Origin of the sequence: Salinibacterium sp. CAN_S4, assembly GCF_015752305.1 — a bacterium.
Classification (GTDB): Bacteria; Actinomycetota; Actinomycetes; order Actinomycetales; family Microbacteriaceae; genus Rhodoglobus.
Genome location: NZ_JADOVB010000001.1, coordinates 42,566 through 68,490, shown reverse-complemented (window position 1 = coordinate 68,490; position 25,925 = coordinate 42,566). Strand labels below are relative to the sequence as shown.

Annotated in this window: 27 protein-coding genes; 11 read left to right on the top strand and 16 right to left on the bottom strand. The window is 65.9% G+C overall.

Features of this window, described 5'->3' with window-relative positions; genetic code table 11:
- Positions 1 to 131 precede the first annotated feature (131 nt).
- Both IWX81_RS00335 and IWX81_RS00330 read left to right on the top strand, forming a co-directional pair.
- A complete protein-coding gene (locus IWX81_RS00335) occupies positions 132 to 671 on the top strand; it encodes a gamma carbonic anhydrase family protein (protein ID WP_199279317.1) in 540 nt (179 codons plus the stop codon).
- Complete coding sequence (locus tag IWX81_RS00330) at positions 668 to 844, top strand: hypothetical protein (protein WP_199279316.1); 177 nt, start codon at positions 668 to 670, stop codon at positions 842 to 844. Before IWX81_RS00335 ends, IWX81_RS00330 begins: the two co-directional genes overlap by 4 nt.
- A gap of 8 nt (positions 845 to 852) precedes the next feature.
- Here the strand turns inward: IWX81_RS00330 and ftsY are convergent, their stop codons facing one another.
- On the bottom strand, positions 853 to 1,722 hold the full coding sequence (gene ftsY / locus IWX81_RS00325) for a signal recognition particle-docking protein FtsY (RefSeq protein ID WP_199279315.1): 870 nt from the start codon (positions 1,720 to 1,722) through the stop codon (positions 853 to 855).
- An 84-nt stretch (positions 1,723 to 1,806) separates the two neighbouring features.
- Between ftsY and IWX81_RS00320 the strand changes: the two genes are divergently transcribed.
- Together IWX81_RS00320 and IWX81_RS00315 are read left to right on the top strand one after the other, a co-directional pair.
- Positions 1,807 to 2,622, top strand: a complete 816-nt coding sequence (locus tag IWX81_RS00320) for an META domain-containing protein (RefSeq protein ID WP_199279314.1) — start codon at positions 1,807 to 1,809, stop codon at positions 2,620 to 2,622.
- Between the two features lie 46 nt (positions 2,623 to 2,668).
- The gene (locus IWX81_RS00315; protein WP_199279313.1) at positions 2,669 to 3,241 is read left to right on the top strand and encodes a histidine phosphatase family protein; all 573 of its coding nucleotides are present in this window, start codon (positions 2,669 to 2,671) and stop codon (positions 3,239 to 3,241) included.
- On the opposite strand, the gene smc is transcribed toward IWX81_RS00315, so the two are convergent.
- Positions 3,238 to 6,807, bottom strand: a complete 3,570-nt coding sequence (smc, locus tag IWX81_RS00310; protein ID WP_199279312.1) for a chromosome segregation protein SMC — start codon at positions 6,805 to 6,807, stop codon at positions 3,238 to 3,240. The genes IWX81_RS00315 and smc overlap by 4 nt on opposite strands.
- Positions 6,808 to 6,976: 169 nt before the next feature.
- Here smc and IWX81_RS00305 point away from each other — a divergent pair, with 169 nt between their 5' ends.
- The 3 genes from IWX81_RS00305 (at position 6,977) to IWX81_RS00295 (ending at position 9,551) form a co-directional block, all read left to right on the top strand.
- A complete protein-coding gene (locus IWX81_RS00305) occupies positions 6,977 to 7,654 on the top strand; it encodes a hypothetical protein (protein ID WP_199279311.1) in 678 nt (225 codons plus the stop codon).
- Between the two features lies 1 nt (position 7,655).
- Complete coding sequence (locus IWX81_RS00300) at positions 7,656 to 8,384, top strand: hypothetical protein (RefSeq protein ID WP_199279310.1); 729 nt, start codon at positions 7,656 to 7,658, stop codon at positions 8,382 to 8,384.
- A 96-nt stretch (positions 8,385 to 8,480) separates the two neighbouring features.
- Positions 8,481 to 9,551, top strand: a complete 1,071-nt coding sequence (locus IWX81_RS00295; RefSeq protein WP_199279309.1) for a GNAT family N-acetyltransferase — start codon at positions 8,481 to 8,483, stop codon at positions 9,549 to 9,551.
- Here the strand turns inward: IWX81_RS00295 and IWX81_RS00290 are convergent.
- Positions 9,548 to 10,060 (bottom strand): hypothetical protein, encoded by a 513-nt coding sequence (locus IWX81_RS00290; RefSeq protein ID WP_199279308.1) that lies wholly within the window; start codon positions 10,058 to 10,060, stop codon positions 9,548 to 9,550. The two genes, IWX81_RS00295 and IWX81_RS00290, sit on opposite strands and share 4 nt — an antisense overlap.
- A gap of 136 nt (positions 10,061 to 10,196) precedes the next feature.
- Between IWX81_RS00290 and IWX81_RS00285 the strand changes: the two genes are divergently transcribed.
- The 4 genes from IWX81_RS00285 (at position 10,197) to IWX81_RS00270 (ending at position 13,584) form a co-directional block, all read left to right on the top strand.
- Positions 10,197 to 10,871: a response regulator transcription factor gene (locus IWX81_RS00285; protein ID WP_199279307.1), complete on the top strand. Its 675-nt coding sequence runs from the start codon at positions 10,197 to 10,199 to the stop codon at positions 10,869 to 10,871.
- A complete protein-coding gene (locus IWX81_RS00280; RefSeq protein ID WP_199279306.1) occupies positions 10,868 to 12,217 on the top strand; it encodes a sensor histidine kinase in 1,350 nt (449 codons plus the stop codon). The genes IWX81_RS00285 and IWX81_RS00280 overlap by 4 nt, the downstream gene beginning before the upstream one ends.
- Before the next feature lie 9 nt (positions 12,218 to 12,226).
- Positions 12,227 to 12,715 carry a DUF4279 domain-containing protein gene (locus IWX81_RS00275; RefSeq protein ID WP_199279305.1) on the top strand — a complete coding sequence of 163 codons (489 nt, stop codon included), beginning with the start codon at positions 12,227 to 12,229 and terminating at the stop codon, positions 12,713 to 12,715.
- Positions 12,716 to 12,855: 140 nt separating this feature from the next.
- Complete coding sequence (locus IWX81_RS00270; RefSeq protein WP_199279304.1) at positions 12,856 to 13,584, top strand: hypothetical protein; 729 nt, start codon at positions 12,856 to 12,858, stop codon at positions 13,582 to 13,584.
- Positions 13,585 to 13,619: 35 nt separating this feature from the next.
- Here IWX81_RS00270 and mutM read toward each other — a convergent pair whose 3' ends face one another.
- The 13 genes from mutM to IWX81_RS00205 form a co-directional block, all read right to left on the bottom strand.
- On the bottom strand, positions 13,620 to 14,486 hold the full coding sequence (gene mutM, locus IWX81_RS00265; protein ID WP_199280350.1) for a bifunctional DNA-formamidopyrimidine glycosylase/DNA-(apurinic or apyrimidinic site) lyase: 867 nt from the start codon (positions 14,484 to 14,486) through the stop codon (positions 13,620 to 13,622).
- A gap of 2 nt (positions 14,487 to 14,488) precedes the next feature.
- Positions 14,489 to 15,178 carry a ribonuclease III gene (gene rnc / locus IWX81_RS00260; RefSeq protein ID WP_199279303.1) on the bottom strand — a complete coding sequence of 230 codons (690 nt, stop codon included), beginning with the start codon at positions 15,176 to 15,178 and terminating at the stop codon, positions 14,489 to 14,491.
- Between the two features lie 42 nt (positions 15,179 to 15,220).
- A complete protein-coding gene (rpmF, locus tag IWX81_RS00255; RefSeq protein ID WP_097061410.1) occupies positions 15,221 to 15,424 on the bottom strand; it encodes a 50S ribosomal protein L32 in 204 nt (67 codons plus the stop codon).
- A 2-nt stretch (positions 15,425 to 15,426) separates the two neighbouring features.
- Positions 15,427 to 15,996, bottom strand: coding sequence for a YceD family protein (locus IWX81_RS00250; protein ID WP_334592432.1), 570 nt, complete (start codon positions 15,994 to 15,996; stop codon positions 15,427 to 15,429).
- A 67-nt stretch (positions 15,997 to 16,063) separates the two neighbouring features.
- Complete coding sequence (locus IWX81_RS00245) at positions 16,064 to 17,431, bottom strand: aspartate aminotransferase family protein (protein ID WP_199279302.1); 1,368 nt, start codon at positions 17,429 to 17,431, stop codon at positions 16,064 to 16,066.
- A 27-nt stretch (positions 17,432 to 17,458) separates the two neighbouring features.
- Entirely contained in the window at positions 17,459 to 18,688 is a 1,230-nt protein-coding gene (locus tag IWX81_RS00240; RefSeq protein WP_199279301.1) for an FAD-binding domain-containing protein, read from the bottom strand.
- Positions 18,689 to 18,810: 122 nt separating this feature from the next.
- The gene (locus IWX81_RS00235; protein ID WP_199279300.1) at positions 18,811 to 19,977 is read right to left on the bottom strand and encodes an ABC transporter substrate-binding protein; all 1,167 of its coding nucleotides are present in this window, start codon (positions 19,975 to 19,977) and stop codon (positions 18,811 to 18,813) included.
- Positions 19,978 to 20,030: 53 nt separating this feature from the next.
- Complete coding sequence (locus tag IWX81_RS00230) at positions 20,031 to 20,816, bottom strand: ABC transporter permease (protein ID WP_199279299.1); 786 nt, start codon at positions 20,814 to 20,816, stop codon at positions 20,031 to 20,033.
- Positions 20,813 to 21,604 (bottom strand): ABC transporter ATP-binding protein, encoded by a 792-nt coding sequence (locus IWX81_RS00225; RefSeq protein ID WP_199279298.1) that lies wholly within the window; start codon positions 21,602 to 21,604, stop codon positions 20,813 to 20,815. Before IWX81_RS00225 ends, IWX81_RS00230 begins: the two co-directional genes overlap by 4 nt.
- Positions 21,601 to 22,497 carry an ABC transporter permease gene (locus IWX81_RS00220; RefSeq protein WP_199279297.1) on the bottom strand — a complete coding sequence of 299 codons (897 nt, stop codon included), beginning with the start codon at positions 22,495 to 22,497 and terminating at the stop codon, positions 21,601 to 21,603. Before IWX81_RS00220 ends, IWX81_RS00225 begins: the two co-directional genes overlap by 4 nt.
- Positions 22,494 to 23,510, bottom strand: a complete 1,017-nt coding sequence (locus IWX81_RS00215; protein WP_199279296.1) for a TIGR03842 family LLM class F420-dependent oxidoreductase — start codon at positions 23,508 to 23,510, stop codon at positions 22,494 to 22,496. Before IWX81_RS00215 ends, IWX81_RS00220 begins: the two co-directional genes overlap by 4 nt.
- Before the next feature lie 30 nt (positions 23,511 to 23,540).
- The gene (hydA, locus tag IWX81_RS00210) at positions 23,541 to 24,959 is read right to left on the bottom strand and encodes a dihydropyrimidinase (RefSeq protein ID WP_199279295.1); all 1,419 of its coding nucleotides are present in this window, start codon (positions 24,957 to 24,959) and stop codon (positions 23,541 to 23,543) included.
- A gap of 21 nt (positions 24,960 to 24,980) precedes the next feature.
- Positions 24,981 to 25,829, bottom strand: a complete 849-nt coding sequence (locus tag IWX81_RS00205; RefSeq protein WP_199279294.1) for a nitrilase-related carbon-nitrogen hydrolase — start codon at positions 25,827 to 25,829, stop codon at positions 24,981 to 24,983.
- Positions 25,830 to 25,925: the final 96 nt, after the last annotated feature.

The window sequence follows — 25,925 nt, the reverse complement described above, 5'->3', positions numbered from 1 at the left end:
TGAGGATGTGCGGTGGGGCGTATGCCGGTGGCCGCGAAACTCCAGTTGTTGCGGCCGCGGGCTTCGGATTCGCAGCAACTGGAGTCTCGGCATACTTCTGCGACATCCGGAACGCCCGTTAGCCTGAACGAATGGCTCTCATCGTTGCGTATGCCGGAATGTCGCCGACCGTTGCAGATTCTGCGTGGGTCGCGCCCAATGCCACGCTCGTCGGCCGGGTCTCCCTCGGCGAGCGCGCGAGCGTGTTCTACGGTGCCGTGCTGCGGGCCGATGTCGACTCGATCACGATCGGCGATGACACGAACCTCCAGGACAACGTCACCATGCACTGCGATTCCGGCAGGCCTGCCTCAGTGGGCGCCAGGGTGAGTGTCGGCCACGGCGCGATCCTGCACGGCTGCACCATCGAAGATGACTGTCTCATCGGCATGGGAGCGACAGTGCTCAACGGTGCGGTCATCGGCACCGGATCCCTCGTGGCCGCCGGTGCCGTCGTGCTCGAGGGCACCGTGGTTCCGCCGGGGTCACTCGTGGCAGGGGTGCCGGCGAAGGTGCGGCGCGAGCTGACCGAAGACGAGCGCGCGGGCATCAGGACCAATGCGAGTCACTATCTCGACATCAGCGCCGGGCACCGGCTCTCGTCGACGATTCCCGCTACAGACCGACCATGACGATCGTGGGGATTGTCACGGGCATGGTGAACGTGCCACTCAACGTCGCGCTCGACCGTGACTCCCGTCGCGAAGACTTCGAGCCGAGGTGGGTGCGGTTCACCACGCTGCGCACCATCGCGGCAACACTGGCGTTCGCCTCGGCACTCGTGGGAATGACGATCGCACGCTAACCGAACTCCTAGCCAACCAGCCCCTGCACGAATACGTGAGGGGTGAACCCGGTCAGGTCAGCGATGCCCTCGCCCTGGCCGACGAGCTTGATCGGTATGCCTGTCTTCTCCTGCACAGCGAGCACGAACCCGCCCTTGGCCGAACCGTCGAGCTTGGTCAGCACGAGCCCGGTGACTCCGGCGTGCTGGATGAACGCCTCGGCCTGCGAGAGTCCGTTCTGGCCGGTCGTCGCATCCAGCACGAGCAGCACCTCGGCGATCTCGGTCTGCTTCTCGACGACGCGGCGGATCTTGCCGAGCTCATCCATCAGGCCGCTCTTGGTCTGCAGCCGGCCCGCGGTGTCGATCAGCACGATCTCGATGCCCTCACGCTGGGCTCGCTCGACGGTCTGGAAGGCGACGGATGCCGGATCCTGGCCCTGCTGCTGCGGCTTGACGATCTCGGCTCCCCCACGCTCGGCCCACGTTGCCAGCTGCTCGACGGCGGCCGCCCTGAACGTGTCGGCCGCCCCGACCACGACGGTGCGCCCGTAGTTGGTAAGGAACTTCGCGAACTTACCGATCGTCGTCGTCTTGCCCACACCGTTGACGCCGACGACGAGCACGACCGCGGGGCGGTTGCTCAGGTGCAGGGTCGGGTCGAGCTTCGCGAGTCGTTCCTCGAGGGTCTCGCGCAGCATCCTCTTGAGGTCCGCTGGGTCAGTAGTGCGGTACTTCGCGACACTCGCGCGAAGCTCGTCGACTATCGACTCAGTGATGTCCGGCCCGAAGTCGGCCGAGATCAGGGCGTCTTCGAGGTCATCCCACGTGGTGTCGTCGATGGTGGGGCGCGTGAACATGCCCTTGAGCGCGCTGGACAGAGACCACGGGGATGCCATGCTCCAAGGGTATCTCTGGCCAGACGCACAGTTGCGCCGGAACGTTGGGTGGCGCATCCCGAAGCTCGTCGTCATGCTTGAAACATGTTCAGAAGACTGCTCGCGCCGCTGGTCGTCATCGCGCTGCTCGCGGGGTGCGCGAGCACTCCTCCCGCCGCAGAAGTCGTGGCCGAGGACTCACCGGCCATCGAACTCGTCGACCTCTGGAGGGTGACGGGCGCCGAAGGCGAGTCGGCAGATACCTGGCTCAGGCTGGACGCCGGCGAATTCCAGCTCTGGCGCGACTGCGGCATGATCCAGGGATCGTGGCGAGCCTCGAACGGCCTCATGCTCGCGTCCGTCTTCGGCGCCAGTGGGGGCTGCGGCACCGACACCGCTCCCACTGCGGACTGGCTCGAGTCTGTCGAAGGCTACGTGCAGACCTCCGATGGCTTCCAGCTGGTGGATGCCGCAGGCTCCCCCGTGGCGACACTGACGATCGACGGCGCTCCCGATCCCATCCCGGATGCAGCCGACTTCTACGCCGAAGCCCCCGAGGTGACCGACGAGACCCGGGCGTACTTCGCCCAGGCGAAGCCGCTCCCCGGCTCGCTCACACCTGGCTCGCTCGAGGGCCAGTGGGCGGCAGAGGGAGTCGATGCGTCCCTCGGTGCCGGCGTCGACTTCGCGGCGGACGGAACATGGACCGGCTCCGACGGGTGCAACGGCGGGTCGGGGCGGTGGGCTGCCGACGCGAGTGGCGGATTTCTCGCCACTTCTGGCGTATCCACTCTCATGGCCTGCGAGGGAGCCCTCGTGCCCAGCTGGGTGGCGCAGGCCCAGCTCGCCGGATTCGACGGCGACGTGCTGGTGCTGCTCGACAGCGACGGCGTCGAGCTCGGGCGCCTCGTGACGGGCTGACTCGCAGGAACTGCGAGACTGGTTGTTCACCCCGGGGAGAACATTCGTGACGTACGCCTTCATCCGCCATGGCCAGACCGACTGGAATCGCGATCTGCTGTTCCAGGGCTCCAGCGACATTCCGCTCAACGATCTCGGCCGGCAGCAGGCCGTGGAGGCAGCTGCCGTTCTGGCGGGCGGCGAGTGGACGGCCATCGTGTCGTCCGGTCTTCAGCGCGCCCGCGAGACAGCGCAGATCATCGCCGACGAGCTGGAGATCGAGCTCGGCCCGGCCTATCCCGAACTTTCCGAACGCGACTACGGTTCGCTCGAGGGAACGTCGACGGAAGAGGCGCTGCTGCGCTGGCCCGATCGGCAGTATCCCGGCGCGGAGAGTATCGAGTCAGTCGTCGGGCGCGGCCGCGCCGGACTCGCCCGCATCGCCGCGGACTACCCGGGAGAGAACGTCGTGATCGTGTGCCACGGCACGATCATCCGCTACACCCTCGCGTCCCTCGCGGGGCGCACGCTCGACGGGATCCTGAACGGATCGATCTCGACCTTCAGGGTCGCCGGCGACGGCTGGGACGTGCTCACCGTCAACGGCCAGCCGCTCGAACCGCTCGCCGAGCGCGACTAGCTCGCTGGGGCCGCGACCCGCTGGCCGACGACAGCGCTGATGCCATCCGCGCGCATGCTGACACCGTATAGCGCGTCGGCGATCTCCATGGTGCGCTTCTGGTGCGTGATGACGATGAGTTGGGACGTCTCGCGCAGGTCCTGGAAGATCGTCAGCAGTCTTCCGAGGTTGGCGTCATCGAGCGCGGCTTCGACCTCGTCCATGATGTAGAACGGGCTGGGGCGCGCCTTGAAGATCGCGATGAGCAAGGCGACCGCGGCCAGGGATCGCTCGCCACCACTGAGCAGCGACAACCGCTCGATCTTCTTGCCCGCCGGCTTGACGCTGACCTCGATCCCCGTGGTGAGCAGATTATCCGGATCGGTCAGATGGATGCTGCCGGTACCACCCGGGAACAGCACCGGGAAGACCTCGTTGAAGGCAGCGCGGGTGTCTTCGAAGGCCGCGCCGAAGATGTCCTGCATCTTCTCGTCGATCTCTTCGATGATGGTGAGCAGATCCTTGCGGGTGTTCGTCAGGTCGGTGAGCTGCTCCGTGAGGAACTTATGGCGCTGTTCGAGTGCCTCGAACTCCTCGAGCGCGAGCGGGTTGACCCGACCGAGCTGAGCGAGCTTGCGCTCGGCCGTGGCCAGCCGAGCCTTCTGCTCGCTGCGGACGAAGGGCCGGGTGTTGTCGTCGCCGTTCCGAAATGACGGAGAATCCGCAGAATCGTCGGGAGCGGCATCCTGAATCCCGGGGCGGGCCGTCGACGAGTCCGTCATTTCGGAAGGCACAGGAACCTCGGGGCCGTACTCGGCGACGAGCACGTCTTCGACGAGTCCGAGCTCCTCCCCTGAACGCTCCAGCAGCGTGGAGAGATGGAGCTTCTTCTCGTAGATCTGCATTTCGAGCCCGTGCACGTTCTCGCTGACCGCGAACAGTCGCTGGCGCAGGGCGCCTTCTTCGCGGCGCAACTGGGCTAGCTCTTCGTTCTGGGCCGACCGCTCGGCTTCCCTCGCCGCCAGCTGCACCCTCGCTTCGGACACCGATCGGTCCGCCGCGTCGAGCACGGCGGGCAGCGCGGAGATCACCTCGGTGGCCGCGGCAACCTGCCGCTGCCGGATGACCGTCAGTCGCGCCTGCTCCTCGGCAGCGGCGCGCTCGGCGATGAGCTGGGCTGCGAGAGCTTCGGCCCTGGCACGCTCGGCCCTGACCCTCTCACGAATCGTCTCCAGCTGGATACGCAGCTCCAGCTCCGCGGAACGAGCAGCCTCCACCTCTCCGAGCACGCCCTCGCGTGCGGAGACGTCGAGCATGGGTCGCGGAGTCGAGGCATAGTCGTCGTGGGCCACTGTCGCGCGCTCCACGGCGGATTCGGCATCCTGAACATTCTCGGCGGTGAGCTCGAGACCGTGCGACAGGCGATCCCACTCGGCCTGTGCCGCGTCGAACTGGATGCGGTACCTGGCGAGCTGTTCGGACTGCGCGGCGAGCGCGGCGTCGTACTCACGCAGGGCAGAAAGCGACGTGGATGCCTCGACCTTCGCCGTCTCCAGCGCACCGCGGCGCTCGGCCATGGCGAACTTCGACCGTTCGATCCGGGTGGTGACGACGGCGAGTTTCGTTGCCGCTGCGTCACGCTCGGCGACGAGTTCGAGGCGCGAGCGTTTAGCTCCTGAGCCGCCGCGCAACACGTACCGGGTGAGCACATCGCCGGAACGGGTGACGACTGTCGCGTCGTCGATGTCGGCGAAGGCGGCGCGGGCGGCTTCCAGATCGTCGGCGATGTAGACGCCGGCGAGCAACCCGAGCACACCGTTCGGGGCCGTGACGACATCCACCGCGGCGCGCACCCCCGGCAGGTCCCGCGACGGGGCTGCGGGCGCGGTCGCTGCGAGCACGACCTCGATGCGCCCGAAGTCCTTCGCCGCCGAGACCTCGAGCGCCGAGAAGGCGCTGTCCGCGTCATCCGCCAGCACAGCATCCGCGAGCGAGCCGAGTGCCGCCGCGATGGCAGCCTCGAAGCCCGGCTCGATCTTCACATGCTCGGCGACGAGCCCGCGGATGCCGGGGAGCTTCGCCCCGACGAGAGCACTGGATCCGTCTTTCTGGTCGACCGCCAGCGAGAGCGCCGAATTGCGCGCGGCGAGCGCATCCCGTTCCCTCTCGGCGGCGTGCAGTTCGTCGCGCAGGGTTTCGATCTCACCCTGGAGGGTCGCCACGAGCGCCTCGGCTGCTTCGTAGGCGACATCGAGCGATCCGTCGCCCTCGTCGGAGGTCGCGGCCGTCGCTTCGAGCGCGACGAACTGGGTTCTCGACGCCTCCCTGCGCTGCTCGGCCTGTTCGATCGCGTTTTGCTGGCGCAAGAGTTCGCCCCGAGCGGCGGCAAGAGTGGAGCGCGCCACATCCACGCGGGACGCGAGACCGGCGAGTTCGAGTTCGTGTCGGGAGACGAGCGCGCTCTGGGCCGAGATCTCGTCATCGAGAGAATCCAGTGAAGCCTTGGCTGTGGCGGATGCCGCAGCGGCGATGCCCACGGCCACCTCAGCGTCGGCGACCCCCGCCGCGAGCCGCTTCGCTTCATCCTGCGCCTCGATCACCGAAGCCTGGCTCACGGAGGTGCCGAGTGACGGACCCTCACCCTGCTGCCCCAGAAGAGCGAGGCGCTGGTTCGCGAGCGTGTAGAGGTTACGCAGTCGCTCCTGTGCCGACTCCAGCCCGAACGCGGTTCTCCGGGCGAGGTCGACGGCGTCACCGACCTGGGCGTGTTCCAGTCGGCCCTCGCGCAGCTTCGCCTGGTCGAGCTGCTCCTGCAGCACGATCCGCTCGGTCTTGCGCTCGGATTCGCTGCGGCTGAAGTCGGTGATCGCGGCGCGCAGCTCGACCACTTCATCCGCGAGAAGTCGGGCTCGGGCATCCCGCACGATCGAGGCAATGGATGCCGCCTCCTTTGCGATCTCGGCCTGCTGGCCCAGCGGCTTCAGTTGGCGCCTGATCTCGCCGGCGAGGTCGGAGAGTCGCAGCAGGTTCGCCTGCATCGCATCGAGCTTGCGGATGGTCTTTTCTTTGCGGCGGCGATGCTTCAGGATGCCCGCGGCCTCCTCGATGAACCCGCGACGTTCCTCGGGTGTCGCTCGAAGCACGGCATCGAGCTGGCCCTGCCCGACGATGACGTGCATCTCACGGCCGAGGCCGCTGTCGCTCAGCAGCTCCTGTACGTCGAGCAGCCGGCACTGGTCGCCGTTGATCGCATATTCGCTGCCGCCGTTGCGGAACAGGGTGCGACTGATGGTGACCTCGGAATACTCGATCGGCAGGGCGCCGTCGGCATTGTCGATGGTGAGGATGACCTCTGCCCGCCCGAGTGGGCCCTTGGTCGCCGTCCCCGCGAAGATGACGTCTTCCATCTTGCCGCCGCGGAGGGTCTTGGCACCCTGTTCGCCCATGACCCAGGCCAGGGCATCCACCACATTGGACTTGCCGGAACCGTTTGGACCTACGACACACGTCACGCCCTGCTCGAACGCGAAAGTGGTCGGCTGCGCGAAAGACTTGAACCCCTTCAGGGTCAGGCTCTTCAGGTACAAGTCGCCGCCCTTTCGTTGGTCCCGGATGCTGCATACACGGTACCGGAGAGGTGGCCTCCGGCCGTGCAGGCGGTAACCAGAGGGCACAGTGTCGGCGCGGACCGACCTGTTGCGCGATTGTGATCCATGCGCTCCTTGCGTGCCATGAATGACGCCCTACTCTTCAATCATGAGAGCGATTCGTTTGTCGACCGGCGCCGTGCTTGCGGCGCTACTCCTGTCACTGACGGCGTGCGTGCCCGCCACGAATCCCGTCGTGAGCGCCAGCCCGACCCCGACCCCGACTCTCGAGCCGACCGCCGAGCCGACAGCCGCGGCAGTCACCAGCATCGAGATCACCACGCTCAGCCTCGATGTGTACTCGGATGACACGATGACAGATTCCTGGCTGCATGCCGACCGGAATCCTGCCGAGATCACTGCTCTCACCGAATACTTCGGCACCGAGCCCACAGTGTCGAGTGACACAAGGCCGGGAGAGGGAGCTGACTCGACATACGAGATCCAGTCGTGGCCCGGGTTTGAGATCAGGTACATCGTCTCTGAGTTCGGCCCCAGGGGATTTTTCATCACGGCGACCGCGGCCACAGTCGGTGGAGTCCCCATCAGGGCTGCCGGGGGCGTCCAGGTCGGTGACGACCTTCAGGCCCTTGCCGCATCAGATCCGACAGCCGCCTCGACCGTCCCCACCCCGGATGGCGACCTCTTCAGAGTCAAAGTCGATCAGATCCCGGTTGATTCCGAGGGCTTCGACGGGCCCGCGGCCGACTTCGTGGCCGTCCAGTCACTTGAACCGTTCACCACGGTCACCACTATCCGTGCACCCGTGAGCAACTACGGGCTGTGACGTGACACTGATCACCCGGATCGCCATTCTTCCCGTGCTAGCGATTGCGCTATCGATCGTCGGTTGCGCCGAGGCAGGTCCGGAGGCCATCCCGATCCCGACTCCCAGCGCTGTCGAGACCAAGGCTCCGCAGCCAGAGCCGGAACCGGAACCGGAACCCACGATCGAGAGGGTGACCGTGCTCGCCGACTCGATCACGGTCACGGATTCCGAGGGGAACGTGGTCGATGCCGTGGATTTTTTCACGCCGCCCGATGAGATCATTCGGGTCCTGACTAACGCTTTCGGAGTTTCTCCCGAAACCGTCCGCGAAGGTCCCTGCAATTGCGATCGTAGCTCGGACACCGCGCATAACTGGGACGGCTTCGTGCTCTTTGACGCCACAACATTCGGCAGGTCCGGCGATCAGCCAGGAGTACGTCCCTACGACACTGTAGCGGGGGTCTCGATTACTGCCGCTTCCGTCAACGGAGTCCAGGTCGACACCGTCGATGGGGTGATGGTGGGCGACGACGCGGCGCCACTCGCAGCGAATTACCCGATTATCACGCGGCCCAACTATCTGAATCCCGATCAGCCCGATGAGTCCCAGGTCAGTTTCGGGACGGTCCCGCTGCCCGACGACAGCTACAACACCGGTCTCTCCTTTTCGGTCCACGCTTTCTGGACGTCCGGAGAAGGGGTCATTACGCGGATTACCACACCCATCAATAACAACTTCGGCCTATAGCGTAGCCCGATAACGCTTCAATCACGGTCTGTTGACCCGCGGCACCTCGGATGTAATCTGGTCGGCTGCGCCAGCGGCAGGAAGCGACAGGATGCCATGACCGCGTTCACCATCGACGAGGTGACCATTCCCGCCGACATCGCTGACCCCGGCGCCGCCGATTTCATCGAGGCCATCGAGCTGGGCAACGCCGTCAACGCCATCGGGTACGGCACGACGGACATGAACTATGAGCCAGCGGAAGAGCTGCCCCATTTCCTCAACCCGCACGAGCCGATGACTCTGCTTGTGGCCAGGGTGGATGGCCGCATGGCAGGTCGCGGCATCTACGAGACCCAGTCCGGCGATGACGCGGATTCCGCGTGGCTCGCCGCCCAGGTGCTCCCCGAGTTTCGCGGCATCGGCATCGGCACCGCCCTTGCGGAGGCCGTCGAATCGATGGCGGCATCCGACGGCAAGTCCAAGGCGCTCGTCTACACCCCGATTCCGCCGATGGACGGAGAGCAACTGACTCCGCCCACCGGATTCGGGGCCGTCCCCCGCGACCACCCCGACACCAGATTCTTGTTAGCTCGGGGCTACCGGCTAGAGCAGGTGGAACGAGCGAGCAGGCTCGCTCTCCCCCTCGACGGTCTGGCGGACCGCCTGGCCGATGCCGAGCAGTTCAGTGGCGCGGATTACGCACTCCACTACTGGGATGGGCGCACGCCGGAACGCTGGCTCGAGAGCTTCGCCTTGCTCGCCACTCGGATGAGCACGGATGCCCCGTCAGCCGGCCTCGAGGAGCCCGAGGATGTCTGGACCGTCGATCGCGTGATCGAGTCTGACGACCGCAACGCCCGCCTCAGCCCCCGGCGGCGAGTGGTGGCCGCCGTCGAGCACCTCCCTACGGGCGGCCTGGTCGGATTCACCGTGTTGTCGGTTCCGCGACATGTGGCTCGCGCGGTCGACCAGTACGCGACCCTCGTGCTGCGCGAGCACAGGGGGCACCGGCTCGGCATGGTACTGAAGGTCGCGAACCTGGCCCATCTCGAACGGGTCGCGCCGGGGCATCCCTCGGTCATCACGTTCAATGCCGAGGAGAACCGGCACATGCTCGATGTGAACGAGAGTGTCGGCTTCACCCCGATCGCGAGCGAGAGCGCGTGGCGGAAGGATCTGGTCTAGCGGGCCACACAGTCCTGCCAGGCGTCGCTCGACCTGATGCGTTCGGCCGTCGCCTGCGCCTTCGGGCCGTATCCGCCCGCGAGCGCGTCATCGGCGATCTGCTCGACCAGCTCGAGCCGGTCTGCTGGTTCTGCAGCTTTCACGACTCGAAGGTCTGCACGAAGCTCCGCAGGCAGGTGTGCAAATGCCTTCACCCTCATAGCGCGGACCTTCTGGGCTTTCTCCTGCACCTGGGCGCCATACTCGCCAGTGATCGCGCTGTTGCGAATCTCCCGGGCAGCCGAACGACGCTCACCCTCGGGTGTCGCGCGGAGTGCTTTCAGGTCGCTCTGCAACTCGGCCGGCGCCTGGGCCCACACCTCGACGAGGTGCTCGCCGAACTCGCAGTTGCCAGATTTCGAGGCGGGAGCGCTGGCCGAAGCCGCCGTAGCGCCCAGCCCGAGGATCAGGCTGGAGGCGATGGTGATGCCGCCCAGGTAACGCACGGCAGTGTTGGTGGAGGTTCGCATGGGGTGTCCTTTCGCTGTGCCACCACTCTGGTGACGGGATCGACAATCGCAGCGCCATGTCAGTGGCCGGTCAGGGGAATGTTCGAGGAACGTAAACCGTCCACCGCTGCGTATCCGGATGCACTTGAATGAACGCATGACCGACGGGCGTGGACTGGTGGTGATCGTCGAAGACGAGCCATCCATCGCCGATGTCCAGCGGCTGTACCTCACGCAGGCCGGCTTCGGAGTGCACCTCGAGCGTGACGGGATCGCAGGGCTTGCGGCGATCCGCACCTATAAGCCCGTCGCCGTCGTGCTCGACGTCGGGTTGCCCGGCATGGACGGTATCGAGGTCTGCCGCGCGCTGCGCGCCAGCGGAGACTGGGTCGCCATCATCTTCGTTACCGCGCGCGACGATGAGATCGACAGGCTGCTCGGCCTCGAACTCGGCGCAGACGATTACCTCGTCAAGCCGTTCTCTCCCCGCGAGCTCGTCGCCCGCATAAAGGGCATCCTTCGACGCCAGGGCGGCCCTCCCTCTTCAGGTCCAGTCGAGCTGGGCTCACTGGCACTCGATCCCCTTCGCAGGATCGTGTCGAATAACGGTATGGATGTCGCGCTCACCGCGACCGAATTCGACCTGCTCGCCAAACTCCTGTCGGCTCCCGGGCAGGTGTTTTCACGGGAGCAGCTTCTGTCGAGCGTCTGGGGTCACGTGGACTACGGCGCCGGTCGGACTGTCGACGTGCACGTCGCCCAGGTACGCGCGAAGCTCGGCGAGCCGAACCCGATTCGCACGGTGCGCGGCGTCGGATACTCCGCGTCATGAGGTCGCTTCGCGCCCGGATCACCGCGATCACTGTCATCGTCGCCGTCGTCGCTGTGCTCGTCACCGGGCTGATCTCGCTGCAGCTGGTGCGCTCGACCGCCCTCCAGGAGGCGCGAACCCAGGTGGCCGCCCAGGCCGAGATCCTGGCTCGACTGCCGGGACTCGCGACCGCGGCCGACCTCTCCGAGAGAGCGAGCCTCGCGCTGGGTGGCACGGAAGTTGCCCTGGTGAGTGCCGACGGCAGCGTGAGCGGAACCGCGGCCGGCCTCGTCGACGCCAGGATCCTGCGTGCCCTCGACCGGGGAGAAGCTGTGTCAACCTCGCGCGGCGACGCGCAGGGCCGCGCGATCGTCGAGGCGAGATCCGCGAGGGACCGAACCTCCGTGGTGCTTGCACTGCCCCTCAGCTCGATCGACAGGGCGCTGGGACAGGTCACGGCGAGGATCGTCGTGGCTCTCGGCATCGGACTCGCCGTCGCCGTGCTCGGTGGAGCCCTTCTCGGGCGCCAGCTGTCGAGGCCACTCAGCCAGACTGCCGCCGCCGCCAGGAGACTGGCGGCCGGTGAGCGCGGGGTGACAGTCCCCAGCCCGAACACCAGTGAGCTGATGGATGTCGCCACCGCCCTCACCACGCTCGACACCGCTCTGACCACCTCCGAAGCCCGGCAGCGCGAGTTCCTGCTGTCGATCTCCCACGAGCTGAGGACCCCGCTCACGGCCGTGCGCGGATACGCCGAAGCCATGGCTGACGGCCTCGTCGATGACGTCGCTGCGACCGGACGAACCCTCGTCGCCGAGACCGAGCGGCTTGACACCTTCGTCGCCGACCTGCTCGAGCTGGCCCGGCTCGAGGCCGATGACTTCAGCATCTCCGCGGCACCCGTGGACCTTCAGGCCGTGCTCGCAGAGGTCGTCGAGGCGTGGAGCGGGAGAGCTTCGCTGCTCGGCGCCACGGTGTCCGCGGCGGAGGGCGAGGCATCCACCGCGAGTTCCCCTGTCGCGACCGACGCGCACCGACTGCGCCAGGTGCTCGACGGGCTGGTCGAGAACGCCCTTCGAGCGGGGAGCTCGAGTGTCGTGCTCGTTCTCGGTGCAACGACCGTGGATGTCGTCGACAATGGTCCGGGGATCGACGATGCCGACCTGGCTCACGCGTTCGATCGCGGCGCTCTCAGAGCCCGCTATCGCGACGTTCGATCCGTGGGAACCGGGCTCGGCCTGTCCATCGCGGCGCGGCTCGTCGAAAGGCTCGGAGGGTCTATCGCCGTATCGAATCCTCCCGGCGGTGGCGCGAAATTCTCGGTGACGCTGGCCCGCGGTGCGGCGGGGACACCGAAGGGTCGTTAGGGTTGTCGAGTGGTCATTGACGGAAAAGCGAGCCTCTCGATCAAGAGCCTCACGCATACAGCAGCAGCGGTGACGAAAGTGCTCGGGCTCGAGCCCACGGCGACAGCGGAACTGGGTGACCCCATCGGTCGTGTTCGCCCCGGATCCGACGGCAAACCGTCCATGCGCGAACGCACCCACTCGATCTGGGTGCTCGATTCGCCGGAAACCCTGTCGTCGGAGGAGTCGGACTTTTCGAGTGTGCACGGCCTCATCGAAACGCTGCAGCCGAAGCGCAAAGCCCTCGACAAGCTGCGCGAGCACTACTTTATCGAGATCGCCTGGAACGGATACTCCGACCGCATGCAGGCCGGATTCCTGATCCCCTCGGACCTGCTCGCCGCGATGGGCGCCCTCGGAATCGACTTCCATGGTCAGGTCTTCTTCAAGCAGGCCGGGAGCGGCTCGACTGGGCCTGAGGCCGAATCGGACCAAGTCGAGGCCGCACTCGAGGCGTAACGACCGGGTCGGGCGCTGGTATCAATGGGGATGCGACCCACATGCACTCGCGCTCAGTGAGCACAGACATCAGGTTCACGGTCGAGTAACTATTCGAGCATGATCCACTCTCGGCTGGCACGCTGAGATACGATCGGGCTATGAGGAAGCCTCGCTGTCTACCCGCTCTGATTGGACTCCTCGGGCTCATGACGCTCGCCGGATGCGCGGCGTCTCCGGCTGGCACCTCGCCGACCCGTGCACCAGTTGCGAGTTCTTCGCCTACGCCCACACCCACACCCACCCCGTATCTCGCAACCATCACACTCAACGCCGACTCGGCGGTCGCGGCTGACCAGAACGGCAAGCAGCTCGCGACGCTGGACTACTACGGTCGCGGTGCCGACGTTGCCGCGAAGCTGAGTGAGCTCTTCGGCTTTGCTCCCGTGGTCGAGATAATCGAGCCCGTTGCATCCGATTTCACATTCTCGGGCACGAAATACGATTGGGACGGGTTCCATGTGGCTTGGAGGTACGGCTACGAGAGTGATCCTACGTCGGGCACAGGGAGCTACCCGTATTCGCCGAGTGTCATTATCTCCACCTCTGTGCCCACAGTTCGTGGAGTGACCATTCAGGGCCCGGACGGGGTTCGCGTCGGCGATGGCCAGGGCGATCTCTCTACGCGTTACCCAGGTCAGACCGAAAGCTATTCGGACGAGAGCGGAGTGCTCACCGAATTCACGAAGATCGGCTGCATCGAGCTTCCTGAGTTCCCGGATTCGAGCGACTCAGCCATTCCGAGCAACTGCGTCGGCGTCGCAGCGTACCCATCAGATGGTCCCATCACCACCATCGGGGCCCCCGCCGCAGTCAACTACGGGCTATAACACGCAGCGCTGACTGTCGACGACCTTCCCGAGGCCTAACGCGCCCGCTGGCAAAAAGAGCAGAAGTGCGATCCGCGGTTCATGAACGACTCGCGGATGATCGGCCGACCGCATCGCGGGCACGGCTTACCCTGCTGCCCGTAGGCGTTGAGCGAGTGGGCGAAGTAACCTGACTGCCCGTTCACATTGAGGTACTGCGCATCGAAACTGGTGCCGCCCTCGGCAAGGGCCTTGCGCAGCACGAGTCGCACCTCGGCCAGCAGCAGCTTTGCCCGGGCCCGGCTGAGGGTGGCGGTCGGCTGCTCGTAGTGCACTTTCGCGGCCCACAACGACTCATCGGCATAGATGTTGCCGATACCACTGATGAGCGTCTGGTCGAGAAGCGCCCGCTTTATGGTGGTGTTCTTGCGGGCCAGTCGCGAGAGGAAAAGCGCGTCATCGAAGCGCTCGTCCAGTGGATCCCTGGCGATGTGCACGACCTTCGAGGGCACGACGTCACCGCCATCCACGGAGGGCACGAGCGAATCGATCGCCATCGAGCCGAAGAGGCGCTGGTCCACGAAGTTGAGCCGCAACGGCCCGTGCTCGGGATGCTGCAGGTCAACGCGGATTCTCGTGCGCGCGTCATCCGTCTCCGTGTCACGCAGCAGCACCTGGCCGCTCATGCCGAGATGGGTGACGACCGCTTCCACTCCCCCGTCGAGCGGGATCCACATGAACTTGCCGCGGCGCAGCGGAGTGAGCATCGTGCGGCCCACGAGGCGGTCGATGAAATCCTCAGCGGGACCGTCATGCCGACGCAGCGAACGCTCGTCGAAGATGGTGACGGATGCCACGCTGGCACCGGTCACGGCCGGCTCGAGCCCGGCGCGCACCACCTCGACTTCTGGCAGCTCCGGCACGGTCAGGCGACGGGAGTCTGCAGCAGCGTCCACGCCTGCAGCGCCGCCGCCATCTCGGCGTGCTTCTTGCTGGAGCCGTGTCCCTCCGCGATCGGGTCGGTGCCGAGCAGCACGGTGGCGTGGAAGCGCTTCGAGTGGTCCGGTCCGCTGTCCCCGACCCGGTAGTTCGGCAGGCCGCGGCCGAGCCGGGCCGCCAGCTCCTGGAGACTGGTCTTCGGGTCCATGGACGCACCGAAACGGTCGGGATTGTCGAGCAGGGGGCGGATCAGCCTTAGTACGAGCGCGGTGGCGACGTCGCCACCGAGGTCGAGGTAGGTGGCGCCGATCAACGCCTCGACGGTGTCGGCGAGGATCGACGACTTGTCGCGGCCACCGGTCAGCTCTTCGCCCCTACCGAGCCGGATGTAGGCACCAAGGCCGATCGAGCGGGCGACTTCGGCCAGCGCGACGCTCGATACCAGGCTGGCCCGCCGCTTGGCCAGCTCTCCCTCATCGAGAGTCGGGTTCTCTGTGTAGAGCATGACCGTCACGGACTGGCCGAGAATCGAGTCGCCGAGAAACTCGAGCCGCTCGTTGTGGGCGATCCCACCGTTCTCGTATGCGAACGACCTGTGGGTCAGCGCCAGCTCGAAGAGTGCGGGCGCGACAATGACGCCGAGTACGGACGATAGTTCGTCAGTGTTTGGCGTCATGGTCGGCTAGGCGATGCGTCGCCCGAAGGGCGAGCCATCAACTCAGACGTCGGCGACCTTGCGGCCCTTGTACTCCATGTAAAGGGGCGTGCCGGTCGAGTCCTCGACGACCTTCGCGCGGTGCGGGAGGCTGTAAACGGTCTTGCCGTTTTCGATGGTCTTGACGAGCGTGGGGGCGGTGGCCTTCCACTGGGCGCGGCGCATGCGGGTCGATGCCCGCGACATTTTGCGCTTCGGTACAGCCATGGCTAACTCTTTTCTTCTGTGTCGAAATCGACAGGGTCTGTGGTCGTGGTGTCGTTCAGGTTGTCGAGCCCGGCAAGCGCTGCCCATCGTGGATCGACGGGAGCGTCATGCTCGTGACCCGGGTTGTCCAGAAGCCGCACCCCACACTCTGGGCACAGGCCGAGGCAATCTTCCTGACAGACCGGTTGGAACGGTAGTGACAGCACCACCGCATCCCTGACTACAGGTTCCAGGTCGACGTGGTCGTCGTGAACCGTATAGTCAAAAGCTTCGTCAAAAGAATACGCGAAAAGCTCCTGGAATTCGACCCGGACCGGAAGCTGCACCTCGGTGAGGCACCTGACGCACTCCCCGTCGGCCGTCGTTCGAATCTTTCCCGACACCAGGATGCCGTCGTGAAGCGACTCCAGGCGCACGTCGATATGCATCGCCGAACCTGTTTTCACCCCGATGACGGCGTTGCCGAAGTCTTCAGGCACGACGACGTCGAGATCCTTCTCGCGCATCTCGCCTGGACGGTGCATGAGGTCGTAGACCGCAACCGTGTACGGGGTCTGAATGAGATGTGACACGAGAGACGATCCTACGCTTCTGGGCCGGATAGCGCTGCGCAGCGCCGAAAGCAGGTGAACGGGCGCGCTACAGGCCCGCCTCGACCTCCGTGAAGGCTTCGTCGTAGATGGCCAGCGCCTGGGCCACCTGGTCCGGCGTGACGATGCACGGCGGCACGACGTGGATGCGGTTATCCGCCGAGAACGGCAGGAGCCCGCGCGCGAGCATCGCCTTCTTGAGCTGCAGGATGACGCCGCCGGAGACGGCCTGGCGGGATTCCCGGTCATCGACGAGGTCGAGTGCCCAGAACACGCCCAAACCCCGCACGTTGCCGATGAGCTCGTGCTTCTCAGCGAGCTCGGCGAGGCCGGGGGCCAGGTGATCCGTGCCGATGGTGCGGGCATTCTCGACGACGCCTTCGGCATCCATCGCATCGATCGATCCGACGATGGAGGCCATGGCGAGCGGGTGACCGGAGTAGGTGAGCCCACCGGGGAATACCTGCGTCTCGAATTCGTTGGCAATCGATTCTGAGATGAGCACGCCTCCGGCCGGTACATAGCCCGAGTTGACGCCCTTGGCGAAGGTCACGAGGTCAGGCACGACGTCGAATCCCTGCCAGGCGAACCACTGGCCGGTGCGACCGAAGCCGCACATGACCTCATCGAGGATGAGCAGGATGCCGTACCTGTCGCACAGCGCACGCACACCGGGGAGGTAGCCGGGCGGCGGCACGAGCACTCCAGCGGTGCCGGGCACGGTCTCCAGCAGGATGGCGGCGATCGTGGATGCCCCTTCCGAGACGATCACGCGCTCGAGGTGCTGCAGCGCACGCTCGCACTCCTGCTCCTCGGAGTTCGACCAGAACTCTGAGCGATAGGCGAATGGTCCGAAGAAGTGCGCGTGACCGCGGGAGTATTCGTTGGGCATGCGGCGCCAGTCGCCGGTGGCGACGATGGCGGCTCCGGTGTTGCCGTGGTACGAGCGGTACGTGGAGAGGATCTTGTCGCGACCGGTGGTGAGCCTCGCCATCCTGATGGCGTTCTCGTTCGCATCGGCCCCGCCGTTGGTGAAGAAGACTTTGCCGAAGTGCGAGTCGGCTTTCGCGATGATGCGCTTGGCTGCTTCGCCGCGAGCCAGGTTGGCCGCGGCAGGGGCGACGGTCGTCAGTATGTCGGCCTGCGCCTTGATCGCGTCGACGATCGCCGGATGCTGGTGGCCCATGTTGGTGTTGACCAGCTGGCTGGAGAAGTCGAGGTAGGTGTTTCCATCGAAGTCCCAGACCTCGGATCCCTTGCCGCCGGCGATCACCATCGGGTTGAGGGCGCCCTGCGCAGACCAGGAGTGGAAGACGTGCGCGCGATCGAGATCGTACGCCCGCGTGCCTTCCGCTGAGGGCGTCGGCGCGGCCGGAGCGGAGCCGGAGGTGTTATGGGTATTGACTGTCGTGGTCACCCCTACAGAGTATTACGCAGGAGCCCCTTAAGCACGGTTCCCAGGCCCGCCGATCCCCTGGTCAGCAAGCAGCGCCGGGATCCTATCGCGGAACGGGAAGAAGCCGCGGCCGGCATGCGGCCAGGCCTGTGCATCCCACTCCCGTCGCACCGTGGTGAGGGTGACACCAGCCCCCTCGAGGACGGTGGCCAGCGCGCCGAACCGCTCCTGCACGGGGCCGATCGGCGCAAACGGGGCGACGACCGTGGTCACGCCGTTCTCCCGCGCCCAGTCGAGCACGGCGGCGGCATCGCTGCCGGGCAGTTCCGTGGCATCCACCCCGAAGTGTGCTGACGCCCGGGTGAGGCCGTCACCGACGGCGGCGGTCGTGAAAGCGGCGACGGAATCCGAGCAGCCCAGCGGCGAGCGATCCTCTGCCCGGTGCCACCCCGCGATCGAACGCACGGTGGCCCCGCCCAGTGCCAGGCTCTCGGAGTGCAGGTCGTCTTCGTGGATCAGCAGACCGACGTCGCCACTCGGAGCAGCCGATGACAGTTCGAGCGAGAGTGCCGCGGGCAGCGGTGGCTCCTCCAGCGCCGGTGCGACGCTCGCGAGCCCGGTCGGCGAAAACCTGCCGTCAGTGGCGCGCTCGATGTTGTCTGGCCGTGCGAGGTAGGTCTTGCCCACAGTCTGGAGACCGGCGACCCATCGCCACGAGAGGGTATTGGATGCCGCGTCCCCATCCAGCAACCGGCGGTAGAACAGGTCGGCGCCGAGCTGCCACGGCAGGCCGAGCGTGAAGATCCAGATGCTCGCGAACCACATGCGCGTGTGATTGTGCAGGTAGCCGAATTCGGCGAGCTCTGTGACCCAGGCGTCGAAACACTCGATTCCGGTTCGTGCCTCACAGGCGCGAGCGTATCCGGCCGACCACTCGGCGTTGCCTATGCCAGGAAGCAGGGCCTCGACGTCGCTCCGATACCGCCGCCAGGCCTCAGGCCGCAGCTCCAGCCAGCCCTTCCAGTAGGTGCGCCAGAACACCTCCTGCACGAATTTTTCGGACGCCGCGAGGCTGTGGCGTTCGAGCACCGCTTCCACCACGTCACGCTCGGTCAGGAGCCGGTGCCGCAGGTATGGCGAGAGCGCCGAGACGTTGCTGCGATCCGCAGGGCCGCGGTCGTGGTTGCGATCCATCGCATAGTGGCGACCGGCGCGCGGCAGGAACTCTGCCAGAGCCGCGAGCGCGGCCTGCCTGCTGGGTTCGAACGGCTGTGTCATCTTCCGATGCTACGGGGGCACGCCGACAGTGCAGCCGCGGGCACACAGAAGGGCGAGCGACCCGATGGCCGCCCGCCCCGATGCTGCGTGAGTGTTACTGGCCGCCTGTTGCTGGCCGCCTGTTACTGGCCACCCTCAGTGAGCACGACGTCGATCGGCGTGTAGTCGCCTCCGACCGTTACCCCTTCAGCGGCGAGTTCATCGAGTGCCTTCTGGATGTACTCGTTCGAGTATGCCGATTCGGCAGGCTCAGCCGTGATGAGGTTGATGCCGTCCTGGTTGACTGCCGCGAGCGCACCCGCAACGGTCTTGTCCCAGGCCGCCTGGTCGATGAGACCGAAGTCGCCGCCGGCCCAGATGAGCTTGTTGACCTCGTTCATCTGCCAGGTCTGGTGTACAGGTCCGACGGGGAAGGCAGCCTCGGCGTTGACCGCGGCGTCGTAGGTGATCGATGCGGCCTCCTCGGGGTTGTCCCTCGCGAAGATCCAGCCCTTGGTGACGGCCTTGAGGAACCTGACCGCCGCGTCGGCGTAGGCAGGGTCATCGAGCCTGGCGGTGTCTGCCCAGATCGCATCCTGAAGCATCGCGCCCTCGGTGTCTTCGTAGGAGACGACGTCGAAGTCTTCGGGCTGGTACAGCTCGCCCGTCGCCGGGTTCACCACCTCCAGGATCTGCGCCCACTCGTTGTAGGTCATCGCCTGGGCGGCGTCGACGTCACCATCGAGCAGCGCGTTCATCGAGAAGTCCTGCGTGGTGATCGAAACCGACGATGCGTCGAGGTCGTCGGCAGCCATGGCCGCGAAGATCTCCCACTCATTGCCGAAGCCCCAGGAACCGATGCGCTTCCCCTCGAAGTCGGCGACGTCGGCGACGCCATCGCCCTTGAATGAGACCTGCAGGGTTCCGGACTTCTGGTAGACCTGCGCGATGTCGGTGAGCTCGGCTCCGGTTGCCTCGAGGGTGCCGAGCACCTTCGGAACCCACGCCACCGCGAAGTCGACGTCGCCAGCCACGAGGGCATCCTGCGGAACTATGTCTCCGCCCGAGGGGATGATGTCGACGTTATCGAAACCCTCCTCCTCGAAATAACCCTGGTCGAGTGCCACGTAGTAGCCCGCGAACTGCGCCTGCGGCAGCCACTGCAGCTGGAGGCTGATGTCGGTGATCGGCTCGAAATCGCCCGAACCCGATCCTGTATCTTCCGCCGGAGCGGTGCATGCGCTGAGTGCGAGTGCGGAGATAGCGGCTACTGAAGCCACCGTGAGCAGTCGCCTGGTGCTGTGTCTCATGCTGTTCCCTTTCGTGATGGATTTGCGTAACTGTGCTGTGATGCAGGTGCCGGTCAGACCGGCTTTCGCCTCGACACGAGCCACTCGAGCAGCGACGTGACGAGGAAGAACGCGAGACCGATGGCGATGCCACCGGCGACGTAGGCGAACGCGAGAGAGGCCCTGCCGGATTTCGCGTAGGTCGCGATCGCCGTGCCGATGCCGTCGGCCGGTCCACCGAAGTATTCGGCGACGAGTGCCGCAATAACGGCGATCGAACTCGCGATGCGCAGGCCGCTCATCAGGTACGGCAGGGCGGTCGGCAGGGTCAGCACCCTGAACGTCTGCAACCCTGTCGCCGCGGACGATCGCATCACGTCCCGATGCACGGGCCGAGTCTGTCGAAGCCCTCGCAGCACGTTCACGAACACGGGAACGAAGGCGGCGATCGCCGCGACGGACTGGCGCCCGAATTGACTCGACGCTCCGAACATCGTGTTGAGGATCGGCGTGAGAGCGACGATCGGCACGACGGCGATCGCCGCGACGAGCGGAGCGAGCATCCCATCGATCGGGCGGGATGTCGCAGCCAAAGCCGCGAGCACTATCGCCACTATCGCACCGGCCGCCAGCCCGATGAGCGCGTTGGAGGCCGTGATGCCCATGTCTTCGACGATGATCCCCGAGCGCAACACCAGTTCGTTGACGATCGCGATCGGGCTCGGCAACGCGCGGGGCGCCGCCTTCAGCACGTCGACGGCGACGATCCAGACGACCAGGATGACCACGCCGACGATGATCGGCGCGGCGACCCGCACCCACCCCGGCGGAGTGCTCGCGGCGGAACCCGTGGTCGTCATCGCTCGTTCGCCCGCTCGACGGGAGCGCCGTGCAGTGCCTCGCGCACCGCGGTCACCCGCTCGAAGTACGCCGGGGACTCCCTGAGCGCTTCGTCCCTCGAGTCATCGAGCCCGGTGGTCAGGATGTCGGTGATGCGGCCGGGCCGCGGGCTCATCACGACCACACGGTCGGAAAGGAATACCGCCTCGGGAATCGAGTGCGTCACGAAGACGACGGCGGCTCCTGTCTCGGCGGCGATGCGGGTGAGCTCGCCCTGCAGGTATTCCCGGGTCATCTCGTCGAGTGCCCCGAACGGCTCATCCATGAGCAGCAGCCTCGGCTGTTCGGCGAGCGCCCGCGCGATGGCGACGCGCTGCTGCATTCCCCCGGAGAGCTGGTCGGGATAGCGGTCGACGAATTCGGTGAGCCCGACGAGCTCGGCGAGCTCGGCGACCCTCGCCGCCCTGGCCGCCTTTGCCATGCCGTGCAGCTCGAGCGGCAGAGCGATGTTTCCCGCCACAGTGCGCCACGGCAACAGCCCGGCCTGCTGGAAAGCGATGCCGTAATCCTGGTCGACGCGGGCCTGGCTTGCGGGCTTGCCGAAGATCTCGAGAGTTCCCGTGGTCGCCGGATCGAGGTCGGCAATGAGCCTGAGCAGCGTCGACTTTCCGCACCCCGATGGCCCGATAAGCGAGACGAACTCGCCGGCCTCGACGGTGAGCTCCACCCCGGTGAGAGCGACGACGTCGCCATCCTTCGTGGGAAAGGTCTTCCCCACGCCCCGTGCATCCACTGCGAGTTCGGTCATGAGGTTGCTTCTCCCCTGCGATAGTTCTTCAGGCCGAGGCCGATGAGTGCGACGGTTCCGGCCGCGACGAGTCCGAGCGCGATGGACCCGAACGTGGGCCCCCAGGGTGCGGCAGGGTCACTCGAGCCCTGCCCGGCGAGCTGGATGAGCATCCTGCCGATCCCTCCCCGCATTCCGATCGAGACTTCGGCGACGACGGCTCCGACGACGGCGCTGGCCGCACCGAGCCGCAACGCCGGCAGCAGGTGTGGCACGGCTGCCGGAAGACGCAGTCGCCACAGCGTCTGCCAGTAGCCGGCCGCGTAGGTGTGCATGAGGTCGAGGTGGATGCGGTCGGGCGCCTCGAGCCCACGGAGCACACCGACCGCGACGGGGAAGAACGCGAGATACGACGCGATGATCGCCACCGAGAGCCATTGCGGCCACGGAATGGGGCCGGCGCGATCGACCTGGCTGCCGATGCTCGCGATGATGGGCGCGAAGGCGATGAGCGGCACGGTCTGGCTCACCACGATCCAGGGCAGCAGTCCCCACTCCGCGAGTCGCCAGCGTTGCATCACGAGGCCGAGCAGCAACCCGACCGTCACACCGATGAGCCAGCCGACCGCCGCGATCCCGAGGGTAGTGAGACCGGCGGTGAGCACGGGGACGATGAGCGGAGGAGTATCCCCGCCACTCGTGGACTGGAAGAGTCTCGCCACCATGTCCCAGATGTGGGGCATGGCCCGGTCGTTGGTGCGCGGAAGCAGCATGGCACCCGAACCGGTCTGGCCGGCGATCGCGCCGACCACGAATCCTTCGGCCGGCCCGAACGCCTTGTAGAGCTCCCACAGCGCCATGACGGCGACGACGCCGAGCGCTCCCCACGCTATGGCCGCCCGCTGTCGAGTCATGCTTTGGCGACGATGTGCTCGCGCAGGGCCGGCATCACGATCTCGCCGTATTGGCGCATCGTCTCTTCCTTGTTGTCGTGCTGCAGGTAGCCGGCGAACTGGTCGACCCCGAGCTCCTTGAGTGCCCTGAGCTTCTCGATGTGCTGCTCGGCGGTGCCCAGCACACAGAACCTGTCGATGATCTCGTCAGGCACGAAGTCGGCGTGGGTGTTGCCCGCGAGCCCGTGCTGGTTGTAGTCGTAGCCCTCGCGCGACCTGATGTAGTCGGTCAGCGCCTTGGGCACGCTCGAGCCTTCGCCGTACTTCGCCACGATGTCGGCGACGTGGTTTCCGACCATTCCACCGAACCACCGCGTCTGGTTGCGCATGTGCTCGAGGTCGGTGCCGATGTACATGGGCGCCGCCACACAGAACTTGACCGACATCGGGTCGCGGCCGGCTTTCTCCGCGGCGTCCCGCACCGTCCTGATCATCCACTCAGCGATGTCCAGGTCGGCCAGTTGCAGGATGAACCCATCCCCGACCTCGCCCGTGAGCTTCAGCGCCAGCGGCCCGTACGCGGCCACCCACACTTCGACCTCGGAGCCGCGCGACCACGGGAACTGCAGCTCGGCGCCGTTGTATTCGACGGAGCGGCTGTTCGCGAGCTCACGGATCACGTGGATCGATTCGCGCAGGGTCTTCAGCGTCGTCGGCGCCCCGTTCGTGACGCGCACCGCCGAGTCGCCGCGGCCGATGCCGATGACCGTGCGGTTGCCGTACATCTCGTTGAGAGTCGCGAACACCGACGCCGTGACGGTCCAGTCGCGGGTCGCCGGATTCGTCACCATGGGGCCGACGATCACCCGGTTGGTCTCGGCGAGGATGGCGCTGTATATGACGTATGGCTCCTGCCACAGCAGGTGGGAGTCGAACGTCCACACGTATTCGAAGCCGTGCTGCTCGGCGAGTTTCGCGAGGTGCACGGTGCGTGATGCCGGTGGATTGGTTTGGAGAACTGCTCCGAATTCCATGGTGCCGCTTTCCCTAAATGACGTACTGCACTAGATGAGGTACTGCGAGAGTGAACGCTTGACGAACCGGCCGTCGCCTTTGGCGCCGAGGTACTGGTTGTCATCCACGATGACCTTGCCCCGCGAGAGCACGGTGTCGACGTGACCGTCGATCTCGAAACCCTCCCAGGCCGAATGGTCCATGTTCATGTGGTGGGTCTTCTCGTACCCGATGGACGTGTGCCCGTTCGGGTCGTAGATGACGATGTCCGCATCGGCACCGGGCTGGATGACGCCCTTTTTTCCGTACAGGCCGAACATGCGGGCCGGGGTGGTCGCGGTGATCTCGACCCAGCGCTCGAGCGAGATCTGGCCGTCGACGACGCCCTGGTAGAGCAGGTCCATCCTGTGCTCCACGGAACCTATGCCGTTCGGGATCTTGCGGAAGTCGCCGAGCCCGAGCTCTTTCTGGTCCTTCATGCAGAACGGGCAGTGGTCGGTGGAGACCATCTGGATGTCGTTGGTGCGCAGCGACTGCCACATCGCGTGCTGGTGGCCTTGCTCCTTCGACCGCAGCGGGGTCGAGCACACCCACTTCGCGCCCTCGAACCCCGGGGCACCGAGCTGCTCCTCGAGCGAGAGGTACAGGTATTGCGGGCAGGTCTCCCCGAACACGTTCTGGCCGTTGTCGCGTGCCCAGGCAAGCTGCTCGACGGCCTGCTTCGCGCTCACGTGAACAACGTAGAGCGGCGCTCCCGTCAGGTGGGAGAGCATGATCGCCCTGTGGGTCGCCTCCTCTTCCATCTGCCAGGCACGGGCGACGCCGTGGTAGTACGGCGAGGTGTTGCCCTTGTCGATGAGCTGCTGGGCGAGCACGTCGATGACCGGTCCGTTCTCGGCGTGCATCATCGTCATCAGGCCCGTGTCGGCAGACACCTGCATGGCTTTGAGGATCTGCGCGTCATCCGACATGAACACGCCCGGATAGGCCATGAACAGCTTGAAGCTCGAGATGCCCTCATCCGGAAGCTGGCGCATCGCGGCGAGGGAGTCGTCGTTGACGTCTCCGATGATCTGGTGGAACGCGTAGTCGATGGCACAGTTTCCCGCGGCTTTCTGGTGCCAGGTCGCGAGGCCGTCCATCACCCGCTGGCCGTAGGTCTGCACCGCGAAGTCGATGATGGTCGTCGTGCCACCCCAGGCCGCGGCCCTCGTGCCGGTCTCGAACGTGTCAGAGGCGGCCGTGCCACCGAACGGCAGCTCCATATGGGTGTGCGCGTCGACGCCACCGGGGATCACGTACTTGCCCTGGGCATCGATCACGAGATCCACGCTGCCTGCGACGTCGAAGCCGAGCAGGCTCGATCCCGGCGCGAGCACGGCGGCGATGGTCTCGCCGTCGACGAGCACGTCGGCGAGCGACCGCCCCGTGGAGGTGACGACAGTTCCGTTTTTGATGAGCGTCTTCATGGGTTGCTCCTTCGATCCCGGTTACGGCTTCGGGATGCTCGAGTAGGAGTCGGGGCGACGGTCACGGTAGAACTGCCAGTCGTCGCGCATCTGCTGCACCATGTCCATGTCGAGGTCGCGGATGATGAGCTCCTCATCGGAGCCGGAGCCACGCTCCCCCACGAAGTTGCCGCGCGGGTCGATGACCTGGCTGGTTCCGTAGAAGTCCACGGCGAGGTCGCCGTACTCGTTGTCCTCGCGGCCGACGCGGTTGGGCTGCAGCACGAAATAGCCGTTCGCGACGGCCGCACAGGGGCCCTCCACCTCCCAGAGTCGGTTCGAGAGACCCGGCTTGGTGGCGTTCGGGTTGAACACCATGTGCGCGCCATTGAGCCCCAGCTCGCGCCATCCTTCGGGAAAATGGCGGTCGTAGCAGATGTAGAGACCGATCTTGCCGACCGACGTGTCGAACACCGGGTAGCCCATGTTGCCGGGGCGGAAGTAGAACTTCTCCCAGAACCTGTCGAGGTGCGGGATGTGGTGCTTGCGGTATTTGCCGAGGATCGTGCCGTCGGCCTCGACGATGACCGCGGTGTTGTAGTACACCCCGGTGATGTCTTCCTCGTAGATCGGCAGGATCATCACGATGCCGAGCTCTTTGGCGAGCGCGGCGAAGCGCTGCACGATCGGACCATCGGCCTGCTCCGCATAGCGGTAGTACTTCTTGTCTTCGGTGATTCCGAAGTACGGACCGTAGAACAGCTCCTGGAAGCAGATCACCTGTGCGCCGTCGGCAGCCGCGTCCCTGGCGAACTGCTCGTGCTTGTCGAGCATCGATTCTTTATCGCCCGTCCAGGTGGTCTGAGTGATGGCGGCGCGTACAACGGTCATGGATGGAACCTCCGAGGTCTGACCCTCATCATCGAGGGCGAACGTTTCCCCATTGTTTCTGTTTGTGACCGGCACGTAAATAGACTGGGCCAATAC